Genomic DNA, 12,329 nt, shown 5'->3' with positions numbered 1-12,329 from the left:
TCAGGCCCGCCCGAACGCTGCTTTAAGCCGCGCCAACTGGTCGGCAATGCCATTCGCAGTGCCCGGATCAAGTTCGCTCACCTTGCCGCGCTCCAGCGTATCGAACTGCATGACCCGGTCGAACAGCCGGTCACCCTTGTCGATGTAGTCGCGCAGCGTGCCCGGCAATTGGTCATAGCCGGGGCCACCGCGCTCGGACGGTGTCGCCGAGAACTTCACCTTCTCTTTTTCAGAGCGGGCGTTTTCCTTGGTGATCTCGCCCTCATTGACCGCACGCTGCAGAAGCAACCAGGAGGCCAGCTGCATCAACCGCGTCGTCAGGCGCATCGATTCCGTTGCGTAAACAAACGAAGCTTCGCGGCTCAGGATCCGGCTGTCATTGCGGCCTTCGCCATCAAGATAACCCGCCACTTCCTCGATCAGTGACATGCCTTCTCGGTAGAGCAGGTCGAACCCGCCCGCGGCCACGATCCGTGGGCCAATCGCAATGGCTGATCCCGTTTCACTCGCATCTGCCAATTGACTGTCTCCTCACTCGCGCACGCACACACGCCTTGGGCATAAGCCCAACGCGTCGCCCTATCAGGCACTATGAGCATGAAAGGAGCTTTAAGACGAAGGCAACAGGATGAGCAACAGACGCCAGAAAAGAAAAAAGAGCGGGGTGAGCCGCTCTCGAAGTTAACAGGGAGGCGTCAAACAGAGGGAGAAACCACTCTGAAAAATCCAGAACAATCTGAATAATGAGAGGTTAGCGCGAACCGGTTAATTGCGCGTTAACAGGAGTCGATTTCTTAACCCTGTCGCTTCCCGGCCTGTTCACTTGGCGCGCCGCGGAAGGCACTGGATGAATCGAAGATGAACGGGTGATTCCGATAGCGTGCAGCCTGGCTCTGCTGTGCTGTCGTCAACGTCCCTGCCGATTTGGAGATCGATCATGACCAGCCTGTCCCCCGGAGCCGCCACTGGTCTGTTGATGAGTCTGATGGCGGTCACCCCACCCAGACGCCAACAGCATCAACGCCAATCGAACCAGCCCCCGGCACGCCTGCCGCAGGGCAGCCACGGCCCGTACCAGCGGCCCGATCCAAGCCTGCCCTGCATCTCAGTCTCTAGAACTTGAAGATCGACTCTGCCGCCTGACGGGTTTCACCACGCGCCTCGATGGCGACCCGTAGCCGAACGATTTCGCTCTCCAGCAGGCTAATGCGCCCCTGCAGTTCCTCAACCGACATCGTCTCGATCGGCATGCCGACCTCATGCGTCTTGGGCGTGTTGATTGCGTCTTCGTCCATCGCGGCCTCCTGCACTACGATTGCTCAGCTTATCGTGACAGGCTTGCCGAGCAAGCCCAGTTCGCTCAGCATGCGTCCATGAGCATTTCCGAAACCAATCAAGCTGTCGCCATCACCCGCCCCGGTGATCCTGATGTTCTTGTCCGCCAGCCCTGGCCCATGCCCGAAAGCGGCCCCGGCGATGTGCTGGTCCGCGTGGCCGCCGCCGGGGTCAACGGCCCCGACCTGGCGCAGCGGCGCGGCCATTATGATCCCCCACCCGGTGCCTCGCCCCTGCCCGGACTCGAAGTCTCCGGCGAAATTATCGGTATCGGGGCCGCCGTGACGGGCTGGCAGCTTGGCGATCGGGTGATGGCGCTGACCAATGGCGGCGGTTACGCCGATTTCGTCGCTGTCCCCGCCGGTCAGGTCCTGCCGGTACCCCATGGCTGGAGCCTGGCTGACGCTGCCGCTTTACCCGAAACCTGGTTCACCGTGACCCAGACTTTGGTGATGCGCGCCGGGCTCACGGCCGGCATGAATGTTCTGATCCATGGCGCCGCTGGCGGCATTGGCGGCGCGGCCATCCAGATTGCCTGCATTTTGGGCGCCAAGGCGATTGCCGTGGTGTCATCCGACGAGAAAACCGCTTACGCCAGAGCGCTCGGTGCTCATGCCACCATCAACTACGAGACAGAAGACATTGCCGCTCGGGCGCTCGCGCTGACCGATGGCGCCGGCGTCGACCGCGTGCTTGATATTATCGGCGGGGCCATGGCGCTCACCAATATCACAGCCTCCGCCCGCGGGGGGCACATCGTGCAGGTTTCGACACTGGACGGCGCCAGCGCCGAAATCCCCCTGCGCACCATTATGGCCAAGCAGCTGACACTGTCGGGCTCTACCCTGCGCCCGCAGACCGCCGGCACCAAAGCCGCCATTGCCGACCACATCCGCACCCACTTGCTGCCGGCTCTGGCCCGACCCGATTTCGTCCGGCCCAGAGTCACCAGCTTCCCTATCGCGGACGCTGCGGCAGCACACCGTGCAATGGAGGGGCGCAACCATCTGGGCAAACTGGTGCTGCTGACGCCCTTCGGCGCCGCCAATTAGCCCATCAGCCAGTGGGCAAAGCCCATATTGCCATTGCGGATCAGCCCATAAATCCATATATTGGCGATGTTCCCCCTCAGCACGAAGCAAAGAGGCGGAGCGGTCCGGAGGAAAACCGGCCGCGCCTGCAGGAGAGATTTATCATGACCCAGCCACTGTTGATGCCCAAGGCGACCGCCGTTTGGCTCGTTGACAACACTGCGCTGTCGTTCGACCAGATCGCCGCCTTCTGCACGCTTCACCCACTTGAAGTTCAGGGCATTGCCGATGGCGATGTCGCCGGCGGCATTATGGGTGCCAACCCGATCCAGAACGGTCAGCTGACCCGCGAAGAAATCGAAAAGGCCGAGGGCGATCCAGCCTATCGCCTCAAGCTGAGCGAGCCCAAGGTTCGCGTTGCCGCTGCCAAGCGCAAGGGCCCACGCTACACGCCGATTTCGCGTCGCAATGAACGCCCCAACGCCATCAAGTGGCTGGTGCGCAATCATCCCGAACTCAAGGACGCCCAGATCATGCGTCTGGTAGGCACCACCAAGTCGACCATCGACTCGGTCCGTGAATCCACCCACTGGAACGCCGCCAACCTCGCCGCCATGGACCCCGTAACACTGGGCCTGTGCAGCCAGATCGATCTCGATCTTGAAGTGCGTCGCGCCTCCAAGGGTGGTCCGGGCGTTGACGAATTGGCCGAAGGCACCATGCTGATGACGGCCGAGGAAGCGCTGGCCCGTTCCGGCGCCCGCGGTCACAGCGACGAAGATGGCGAGTTTGCTGCCAACGATCACCGTCCCGCCGAAGCGCAGGACGATTTCGATGCGGACTCGGTGTTCTCCAAGCTCAAGTCGATCCCTAACGACACCGACAACTAAGCAGGAACGGCTGGCAGAATGGAAAACAACATCCTGCTGGCCATTTTCGTGCTCCTGGCGGCCAGCGTTGCGCTGGTCCCCCTGGCCAAGGCCGCTGGCCTTGGCACCGTGCTGGGCTATCTTGCAGCCGGCATTCTGATCGGCCCCTATGGGCTGGGTCTGGTGTCAGACACCGAAACCACCCGCCACATCGCCGAATTCGGCATCGTCATGATGCTGTTCCTGATCGGCCTGGATCTACAGCCCTCCGAAATCTGGCGCATGCGCCACAAGGTGCTTGGCCTTGGGGTGACCCAGATCATTGCCACATCCGCAGTGATCAGCGTGCTGCTGACACTGACCGGGGTGAACTGGAACGTTGCGGTCATCATGGGGCTGGCTCTGGCCATGTCGTCCACCGCCATTGCCATGCAGACAGTTGCACAGCGCGACATCACCACCACCGATACCGGGCGCGCCAGCCTGGCCGTGCTGCTGGTACAGGATGTCGCCATCATTCCGGTGCTGGCCGCGATACCCCTACTGGCCATTGCTGGCAGCGGCGCGGCAATGAACGCCGAAGTGACCCAGGCCGTCGAAGCCCTCGACAGTCCCGTCGACTGGATCATGCCGATTTCAGTGGTCGGGGCCTTTGTCGCCGCGCTGGTCGCAGGGCGCTATGTCGTGCGTCCGCTGCTCAGTTATGTCGCCCGCACCGAGGTACGCGAAGCCTTTACTGCAATGGGGCTGGCCATGGTGGTCGGCGCTGCCGTCATCACCCAGTATCTTGGCCTCTCGCCCGCGTTGGGCGGCTTTATCGGCGGCGTCTTGCTCGCTGATAGCGAGTACCGTCATGAACTCGAAAGCAATCTGGAGCCCTTCAAGGGGCTTCTGCTCGGGCTGTTCTTCATCTCGGTGGGCATGTCGATTGCCTTTTCGGTGCTGGCCACCGATCCCATCCGCATTCTGGTGATCGTAATTGGACTGGTCGTCATCAAGATGGCCATCCTGTTCGGGCTCGCCTCGATGTTCCGCATGCATTTTGCCGATCGCATGCTATTCGCCATCATGCTCAGTCAAGCAGGCGAATTCGCCTTTGTGGTGCTGCAACTGGCCCGCACCGAAAATGCCATTGCTGCCGCCGACTACGACACCATGAGTGTGGCCGTGGCTCTCTCCATGATCACCACGCCGCTCCTGCTGCTGGTCTTTGACAAGCTGATTGCACCGCGCCTTGATGCGCGCAGTCCGGATCGTGCCGATGACGACATTGACGAACATCGCAAGATAGTTGTGCTCGGCTATGGCCGCTTCGGCCAGATTGTCACCCGCATGCTGCGCGCCCAGGGTTTCGACATGACCCTGATCGACGACGATCCGGTGCAGATCGAACTGGTGCGGCGCTTTGGCGTCAAAGTGTTCTATGGCGATGCCTCGCGTCTGGACCTGCTACACGCCGCAGGCGTCCAGAACGCCGAACTGGTGGTCATCGCCGTGGGGGGTCGCGACCGCATTCTGGCCATTGCCCGCAATATTCATCGCCACTACCCCCATGTCACCATTGCCGCCCGCGCAGTCGATCGCGGTCACGCCCACGATTTGATGGCCATGGGTGTCGAGGTCTTCGAGCGCGAGACGTTCCGCTCCGCCATCAATCTGGGCACCAAAGTGCTCGTCAAACTGGGACACGAGCCTGAAGAGGCAGAACGCTTGGCCAGCGCCTTTGAGGCGCATGACAACCAGTTGCTCAAGGACAGCTTCGCCGTGCGCGAAGATGAAAAGGCCTATATCGGCATGGTGCGCAATGCCATGGGCCTGCTTACCGAGGCCATGAAGGCAGATAGTTCGGCCACACCGGTTGACAAAGACGAGACGAAGCGTACCGACTAGTACGCACCTCTCCGGACTGTTTCCATGCCCATATTTGATCCCTACTTCGTGACGATCGCCGTCATCGCTGTGCTTATTGTTGGCTTGTCCAAGGCAGGGTTGCTTGGCAGCCTGGGCATGGTCGGCGTGCCTCTGCTCAGCCTGATCATGCCTGCGCGCGATGCCGCTGGCGTAATGTTGCCTGTCCTGTTGGCCATGGATGCCATCGCCGTTTACGCCTATCGCAAGGAAGTCGACTGGCGGGTACTGCGCATGATGCTGCCCGGCGCAGCGGTCGGCACAATTGTGGGCTGGGTGCTCTGGGCCTTTGTCTCCGACGCCGCCGTGCTGCTGTTTGTCGGCGTTATCACCCTGCTGTTCATCCTTGATGCGCTGCTGCCCATTCGCAAGAAGCTCGAGGGCTTGCCGCCCTCAAAGCCCTGGGGAATCTTCTGGGGTAGCTTTGCCGGCTTCACCAGCTTTATCAGCCACACCGGTGGCCCACCCTTTCAGATTTATGTGCTGCCCCAGCGCCTGCCACCCGCAATCTATGCGGGCACCTCGGCGGTTTTCTTTGCCATCGTCAACACATCCAAGCTGATCCCCTATTTCTTCCTGGGACAGCTCAACGTGCACAATCTGCAGCTATCGGCGATGTTCATTCCGGTCGGCATTGTTGGCGTTTTCGCCGGCATCTTCCTGGTGCGCCGCATCTCGATGAAGCTGTTTTACCGCATCGCTTACTGGCTGGTATTCCTGCTGGCGCTCAAGCTGGTCTGGGACGGCTTCCGTGGCGTCTTCTTGGGCCTTTGAGCCCATAACGCCATCAACCGGGCAATAAAAAAGGGCCGCAGCTTCTGCTGTGACCCTTCACCCCAACTGGGGGAAATTCCGCGCCGCGGTTTAACTTGTTGTATTGAACCGGTAGATTTCGTCCTTCACTTCGAGTTTTTTGCGCTTGAGCGCGCTAACCATCAGATTGTCGGCCTTGGTACTTTGCATTTCGGCCTGGATCTGGCGGTCCAACTCTTGATGGCGCCGTTCGAGCGCCGCGATATGCCCTTCAGTCGTCATGACAACTCCTTGAAAGCCTCTATGGACACCTGATCGTCACAAAAAATTCACGGCTTGTCGACTGTCTTCGTACAGCGACCGAAAATCGGGTGCAAAACGTCCCGTGATCGGTTAACCAAGGGTATCTTGCACGGCGCTGGGGTGCGTTCGAATTCATGCTGTCGCTGACCAAAGAAGAAGAAGCCCAGTACGGTCTGGAACTGGCCACAAAACGCCAGGAACACTCAGATCTCAACGCTGCCATCGATACGCTGACTGAGTCTCACGTCGCCGATCGCATGCTTTTGCAGCGTCTGAAAAAGCGCAAGCTGGCGCTCAAGGATCGCATCGTTGAACTGGAGAACATTCTCCTGCCCGACATCATCGCCTGATGGTGCCCCGCGCTTGATGTGTGGCAACATTTGGGCTAGTTCCGCGCTTTGCAAAGACCGATAGGGGAATCGGCCGTGCTCACCAAACCACAGATCGCCATCGTCATGGGCAGCCAGTCCGACTGGCCCACCATGCGCCTTGCCGCCGAGACCCTTGAAACACTCGAGGTCGAGTATGAAGCGCGCATCGTCTCTGCCCACCGTACGCCCGATCGACTGGTCGAATTTGCCAGCAATGCCCGGGCCGAAGGCTTCAAGGTGATCATTGCCGGCGCTGGCGGCGCCGCCCACCTGCCCGGCATGATCGCCGCCATGACGCCACTGCCGGTGTTTGGCGTACCAGTGCGCTCCAAGGCCCTGAGCGGCCAGGACAGCCTGCTCTCCATCGTCCAGATGCCCGGCGGCATTCCGGTGGGCACCCTAGCCATTGGCGAGCCAGGCGCCATCAACGCCGCCCTGATCGCCGCCGCCGTGCTGGCCCTGTCCGATGAAGATCTGGCCGACCGCCTCGACGCCTACCGCGCCCGACAGACCGAGTCTGTTCCCATGTTCCCTGCCGATACCGAGTAGCCTGTGGCCCACGATACGACCCCTCTGCCCGCTGGCAGCATGATTGGCATTCTCGGTGGTGGTCAGCTCGGCCGCATGCTGGCTATGGCCGCCGCGCGACTGGGCATGCGCACCCACATCTTTTGCCCCGACCCCGACAGCCCCGCTTTTGAGGTCACCCCGCACAAGACCGTTGCCGCCTATGATGATGAAGCGGCGCTGGCGGCCTTCGCTGACGCCGTCGACGTCATTACCTATGAATTCGAGAACGTCCCGGCGGCAACCGCGGAGTTCCTTGCCGCGCGCAAGCCGCTGCGCCCCGGCGCCAATGCGCTGGCCATTTCCCAGGACCGGCTCGCCGAAAAGACCTTTCTGGCGTCCAAGAACATTCCGGTCGCCTCATATCGCGCTATCGAATCCCTGACCGATCTGGAGGCCGCCATCGCGGCGCTCGGCCTGCCCGCCGTCCTTAAGACCACACGGCTGGGTTATGACGGCAAGGGCCAGCGCGTCCTGCGCACCCCGCAGGACGCTGCAAGCGCCTTCGCGGCGCTCGAACCCAAGCCGCTGGTGCTAGAAGCCTTCGTGCCGTTCGAGAAGGAAATCTCGGTGGTCGTGGCTCGCAATGCCGGTGGCGAGGTCAAAAGCTTCGACGCCGCGGAAAACGTGCACACCAACCACATCCTGCACACCAGCACTGTACCCGCCGATATCGCTCCCGGCGTTGAGAAACACGCAGCCATGCTGGCCAAGGTCATCGTGGTGGCGCTCGACTATGTCGGCGTGCTGGGCGTTGAGTTCTTCGTTGTGCCGGGTGAAGAGCGCCCCAGCCTGACCGTCAACGAAATCGCGCCCCGCGTGCACAATTCGGGTCACTGGACCGAGGCAGTCTGCCTCACCGATCAGTTTGAGCAGCACATCCGCGCCGTGCTCGGCTGGCCGCTGGGCGATCCCGCCCGGATGGCTGATGTCGTGATGGAGAACCTGATCGGCGACGCCGTCAATACGGTCCCGGGCGAGATTGATGGCAACACCCAAGCCCATCTTTATGGCAAGGCCGAAGCACGACCAGGCCGCAAGATGGGCCATGTCAATCGCATCACCCGCCGCCGCTAGGCCTGCTTTAGCGCGCCATCCAGCCGCTCATAGCCCCGACAACGGCTTCAGGTGCTTCCATGGTGGACATGTGACCCGCCTCGGCAAATAGCACCAGTTGCGCGCCCGCGATCGCTGCGGCCATCTCCTCGGCCAGCGCCGGTGGCGTCAACATATCCAGCGCGCCCACCCCCACCAGCGTCGGCACGGCAATATCGGCCAGTGACGGTCGCGAGTCGATTCGCCCCATAATGGCGTGTTGGTGCCGTATATAGGCCTGCGCCCCGGTGCGTTCCGCCATTGTCAGCACGTCAGCGGCAATAGCTGTATCGAGATGCTGTGGCGCCACTAGACCGGCCAGCATGGTGCGGATCACCAGACCATATTTGCCCTGCTCTGCCGCCTCTATACCGGCGCGCCGCGTCTGCTTGCGCGCATCATCATCCGCGCCCGCCGCCGTATCGAGCAGTGCAAGACGCTCAACCCGTTCCGGGGCTTGCCGCATGATTTCGAGCGCCACATAGCCGCCCATCGACAAGCCGGCCAGTGCGAACCGCTCAGGGGCCCTGGCCAGCACGGACGCTGCCATTCCCGCTATGGAATCGGCGGCTCCATAGTCAGCCACCAGCGGCTCCACGGCCGCGTTCAGCCCGCTTATCACATCGCGCCACAGCCGTTCGTCGCAGTTCAAACCGGGCAGCAACACCAACGCACTTGTCATATCCCTGCCTCCATGAGCAAAATCATCTCTGCGACTGTTTCGCGTGCCGGTGCTGTGAACAAGTCCGACCGTGAGACTTCCTTGGTTTTTCTCCACGAGTCGGTGGACAAGACCCCAAGGCTGGGCTATAGACCGCCCCACGGTGATCAGCCCTGCTGGTCGGCGACGGGGTATTTTGTTCCGGCGCCACGATCCAAACCCACATGTCCAAGCTTCGAAAGGGCGGTTGACCTTTGCAAGTAGTCGTTCGCGATAATAACGTAGATCAGGCGCTCCGTGCGCTTAAGAAGAAGCTGCAGCGTGAAGGTGTCTTCCGCGAGATGAAGCTTCGTAACTACTACGAGAAGCCATCTGAGAAGAAGGCTCGCCAGAAGGCCGAGGCGATCCGTCGCGCTCGCAAGCTGGCTCGCAAGCGCGCACAGCGTGAAGGCGGTCTTCCTGCTCCAACGTCACGTCCGGGTCAGCCCGCGCGTCCAAGTGCAGCAGCTACGCCGCGCAACTAAGCGCCTGAGCGTTCAAGAATTTGAAACGCCGTCCTTCGGGGCGGCGTTTTGTCGTGTCTGATTGAAGCGATGACCCGGCATTGCTGACACTCAGGTCTGCGGCGGGTGGATGCTCTTGGAGCGAAACGCGATCCGGTGCAGCAGTGCCACCGCAATGGTGAGCCCCGCCATGACCGGGATCAGTGTGGTCAGCGCGTCGCTGGCGGTGGCAAAGGCTAGGCTTGCCAGCGTCGAGCCGACAAAGCCGCCACCGATCTGAAACACCCCTGTCATGGCCCCTGCGGCGCCCGCAATGCTGCCAAAGCCAGCCATGGCAGCAGAGGTGGTGCTCGGTCCGATAAAGGCCATGGCCAGCATCCACAGCGCCACTGGCAGCATCACGGCCAGCACCGCGTCTGGATAGAGCCGCAAGCCGATCGCAAAGCCGATCCCGGCCAGCCCGATCAACACCAGCCCGACCTGCACCATGCGCGTGCCGGTCAAGCGCGACGCGGCGTAGCCTGCCAGCACATTGCCAGCAATGAACGAGCCAGTCTGGATCAGCATGACCATGGCGAACTGGAACGTGCTCAGTCCAATCTCCCCGATCAGCACGAACGGCAACAGTGCGGCGAAGCCGTAAAAACCACCAAACGACAGCGCCAGTACCAGACCCGGAATCATGAACGCCGAGGAGGTCAGCAACGCCCCGTAATTGCGCATGACGCTACCCAGGCGAAACGGCACCCGCGCAGCTACCGGATGGGTTTCGCGCGTCGCCCATTGCGTCAGCGCAATCAGGCCCAGGCCATAGGCGCCCATTACCAGAAACAGCAGATGCCAGCTGCCAAACAGCAACATGACGCTGCCCAGCGTCGGCGCAATGGCGGGCGCCACCGTCAGGATGAGATTGATCAGGGTCATGATACGGATCGATTCCGCGCCGGTGAACTGATCGCGCACCATGGCCCGCGACAGGGCAACACCGACTGACACGCCTATACCCTGCAACACGCGACCCAGCAGCAGCATCTCGACGCTGGCGCCCAAAGCCGCCACCAGACTGCCAACCACGTAGAACATCAGGAACAGCACGGTGACCTTGCGACGCCCTAGACTATCCGAGAGCGGGCCGCACACCAGCTGCGCCAGCGCAAAAGCGCCGAAGTACACCGCCAGCGACAGCTTGCCCATGGCATCGGTGGTGCCCAGCTCGCTGACAATGGTGGGCAGCGCAGGTCCATATAACGAGATCGACAACGGACCAGCTGCCACCATCAGCCCGCCAACCAGCGCGGTGCGCCGCGCCGACATCGGCGTTGCAAATGGTACTGGAGAGCTCACTGTGCGGCCATTGCCCGCTGGAAGAACGCATCAGCACGCGCCCACAGACCCAGCGCCCACAGATCGCTATGCCCCGCCTCTGGCACGATCCACAGCGCGTCCGGATTGGGCGCAAGCGCATATACCCGCTCGCCATTGCTGACATCGATTGTTTCATCGCCTGTGCCATGCGCCACAAGCACTGGCTCGCTGACATCAAGTATCCATTCATTGACCTCAAAACGGTCAGCCATGGCCAGCCCGACTGGCAGGAACGGATAGCGCTCATTGGCCACCGTCAGGGCCGACAGAAAGCCCACCTCAAACAGCAGTGCCTTTGCCTCACGAATACTGGCCACATAGGTGGATGGACCCGAGCCGAGCGAACGCCCCCAGATCACAACGGGAAAGCCTTTCTGACTCACCCAGTCAAAAGCGCTGGTGGCGTCCTGCAGGATGTTGGTTTGATTGATTTCACCCGGTGACATCGGAAAACCGCGATAGTCGAAGGCCAGAAAACCATAGCCGGCATCCGCGAATTGCTCAAAACGACTATGCTCTTCGCTGAAGCTGCCCGAATTGCCCTTGAAATAGAGGATCACCGGCTTGCCCGTCTGAGGTGCCTGGTACCAGCCATTGATAACCCCATCGCCGGAGGCAATCGCAACGGCTTCAGCCGCGCTCAATTCAGTGTCGGCGAGCGCCGTTATCGGTCCGTCGGGAGAATATTGCAGTGCCCGCTGGTTGACGAACACATAGCCAAACACGCCGCCATAGAAGATCACCAGCGCCACAACGGCGATGAGCAGAACGCGCAACATCAGCTTCACAAACCAAACCCCGGCAAATCACAGGTGCCGAATTTACACCACTGGCACCATTGCGCCAGCGATCCGATGGCCTGACTTGGCCTTAGAGCTCTTCGATGGTCTGGGCCAGCGCGCGGTCAAACACCTCGTCAGGCTGGGCACCCGACAGCGCGTACTTTTCACCAAAAATGAAGAATGGCACGCCACGAATGCCCTGTGCCGCCGCGTCCGTGGCCAGCTGCTCGGTAATCTCCAGCTCATTTTCGTCATTTATTGCATCAAGCACATCGCCGCGATCCATGCCGTACGCGACGGCGATATCGGCCAGCACATTGTCGTCGTGGATGTCGCGATGCTCAAGGAAATAGGCATTGGCAATGGCATTGGCCAGTTCATGCTGCACACCCAGTGGCTTGGCCAGCCGGGTTACTGTATGGGCCTTCTTGGTCGGATAGCGACGCTCGGTCTTGCTCAGGTCCAGATCAATGCCCAGCCGTTTGGCCTCACTCTCGACCCGGTCCCACATCTCACGGGGATCGCGGCCGTACTTCTCGCGCAGCATTTCGATCACGTTGACGCCTTCTTCAGGCGTATTGGGGTCGAGATAAAACGGATGGTTCTCCACCACGACCTCGATGTCTTCCGGCAATGCTGCGATCGCCTTGTCCAGCCGCGCCGACCCGACAACGCACCAGGGGCAGACAACGTCGGTGAACACATCGATTTTGAGCATTTTGGTCATGGCAAATCCTTTTCTGCCCCTCACATGGCGCGGATAGGCATGAACTGCAAGCACGCACC

General features: G+C 61.2%; 15 protein-coding genes. 8 read left to right on the top strand and 7 right to left on the bottom strand.

Annotation, left to right across the window (positions count from 1 at the left end; all coding sequences use genetic code 11):
* Entirely contained in the window at positions 1–519 is a 519-nt protein-coding gene (gene rcdA / locus KD146_RS00765) for a protease adaptor protein RcdA (protein ID WP_249327545.1), read from the bottom strand.
* A gap of 593 nt (positions 520–1,112) precedes the next feature.
* Positions 1,113–1,295 (bottom strand): DUF1192 domain-containing protein, encoded by a 183-nt coding sequence (locus KD146_RS00760; RefSeq protein ID WP_212656858.1) that lies wholly within the window; start codon positions 1,293–1,295, stop codon positions 1,113–1,115.
* 78 nt (positions 1,296–1,373) lie between these two features.
* On the opposite strand from KD146_RS00760, the gene KD146_RS00755 reads away from it, so the two are divergent.
* The 4 genes from KD146_RS00755 to KD146_RS00740 all read left to right on the top strand — a co-directional run bounded on the left by KD146_RS00755 (position 1,374) and on the right by KD146_RS00740 (position 5,917).
* Entirely contained in the window at positions 1,374–2,387 is a 1,014-nt protein-coding gene (locus KD146_RS00755; RefSeq protein ID WP_212656857.1) for an NAD(P)H-quinone oxidoreductase, read from the top strand.
* Between the two features lie 143 nt (positions 2,388–2,530).
* Positions 2,531–3,256, top strand: a complete 726-nt coding sequence (locus KD146_RS00750) for a DUF1013 domain-containing protein (protein ID WP_212656856.1) — start codon at positions 2,531–2,533, stop codon at positions 3,254–3,256.
* Positions 3,257–3,274: 18 nt separating this feature from the next.
* Positions 3,275–5,125, top strand: a complete 1,851-nt coding sequence (locus tag KD146_RS00745; RefSeq protein ID WP_212656855.1) for a monovalent cation:proton antiporter-2 (CPA2) family protein — start codon at positions 3,275–3,277, stop codon at positions 5,123–5,125.
* A gap of 24 nt (positions 5,126–5,149) precedes the next feature.
* Positions 5,150–5,917, top strand: coding sequence for a sulfite exporter TauE/SafE family protein (locus KD146_RS00740; RefSeq protein WP_212656854.1), 768 nt, complete (start codon positions 5,150–5,152; stop codon positions 5,915–5,917).
* Positions 5,918–6,007: 90 nt separating this feature from the next.
* Here KD146_RS00740 and KD146_RS00735 read toward each other — a convergent pair whose 3' ends face one another.
* Positions 6,008–6,178: a YdcH family protein gene (locus KD146_RS00735; RefSeq protein WP_212656853.1), complete on the bottom strand. Its 171-nt coding sequence runs from the start codon at positions 6,176–6,178 to the stop codon at positions 6,008–6,010.
* Between the two features lie 164 nt (positions 6,179–6,342).
* On the opposite strand from KD146_RS00735, the gene KD146_RS00730 reads away from it, so the two are divergent.
* The 3 genes from KD146_RS00730 (at position 6,343) to KD146_RS00720 (ending at position 8,214) form a co-directional block, all read left to right on the top strand.
* The gene (locus tag KD146_RS00730; RefSeq protein WP_212659049.1) at positions 6,343–6,549 is read left to right on the top strand and encodes a YdcH family protein; all 207 of its coding nucleotides are present in this window, start codon (positions 6,343–6,345) and stop codon (positions 6,547–6,549) included.
* Positions 6,550–6,624: 75 nt separating this feature from the next.
* On the top strand, positions 6,625–7,119 hold the full coding sequence (gene purE, locus KD146_RS00725; protein ID WP_269370203.1) for a 5-(carboxyamino)imidazole ribonucleotide mutase: 495 nt from the start codon (positions 6,625–6,627) through the stop codon (positions 7,117–7,119).
* A gap of 3 nt (positions 7,120–7,122) precedes the next feature.
* Positions 7,123–8,214, top strand: a complete 1,092-nt coding sequence (locus KD146_RS00720; protein WP_345790717.1) for a 5-(carboxyamino)imidazole ribonucleotide synthase — start codon at positions 7,123–7,125, stop codon at positions 8,212–8,214.
* 7 nt (positions 8,215–8,221) lie between these two features.
* On the opposite strand, the gene KD146_RS00715 is transcribed toward KD146_RS00720, so the two are convergent.
* The gene (locus KD146_RS00715) at positions 8,222–8,914 is read right to left on the bottom strand and encodes an alpha/beta fold hydrolase (protein ID WP_212656852.1); all 693 of its coding nucleotides are present in this window, start codon (positions 8,912–8,914) and stop codon (positions 8,222–8,224) included.
* A 233-nt stretch (positions 8,915–9,147) separates the two neighbouring features.
* Here KD146_RS00715 and rpsU point away from each other — a divergent pair, with 233 nt between their 5' ends.
* On the top strand, positions 9,148–9,417 hold the full coding sequence (gene rpsU / locus KD146_RS00710; RefSeq protein WP_212656851.1) for a 30S ribosomal protein S21: 270 nt from the start codon (positions 9,148–9,150) through the stop codon (positions 9,415–9,417).
* 90 nt (positions 9,418–9,507) lie between these two features.
* Here the strand turns inward: rpsU and KD146_RS00705 are convergent, their stop codons facing one another.
* The 3 genes from KD146_RS00705 to KD146_RS00695 form a co-directional block, all read right to left on the bottom strand.
* Complete coding sequence (locus tag KD146_RS00705) at positions 9,508–10,740, bottom strand: multidrug effflux MFS transporter (RefSeq protein WP_212656850.1); 1,233 nt, start codon at positions 10,738–10,740, stop codon at positions 9,508–9,510.
* The gene (locus tag KD146_RS00700; RefSeq protein WP_212656849.1) at positions 10,737–11,549 is read right to left on the bottom strand and encodes an alpha/beta hydrolase; all 813 of its coding nucleotides are present in this window, start codon (positions 11,547–11,549) and stop codon (positions 10,737–10,739) included. The genes KD146_RS00705 and KD146_RS00700 overlap by 4 nt, the downstream gene beginning before the upstream one ends.
* 82 nt (positions 11,550–11,631) lie before the next feature.
* The gene (locus KD146_RS00695; RefSeq protein ID WP_212656848.1) at positions 11,632–12,270 is read right to left on the bottom strand and encodes a DsbA family oxidoreductase; all 639 of its coding nucleotides are present in this window, start codon (positions 12,268–12,270) and stop codon (positions 11,632–11,634) included.
* Positions 12,271–12,329: the final 59 nt, after the last annotated feature.

The sequence above is a fragment of the Devosia litorisediminis genome (assembly GCF_018334155.1).
GTDB classification, from domain to species: Bacteria; Pseudomonadota; Alphaproteobacteria; order Rhizobiales; family Devosiaceae; genus Devosia; species Devosia litorisediminis.
Note: the sequence above shows the minus strand (reverse complement) of the source record. Positions and strands in the feature narration are given on the sequence as shown.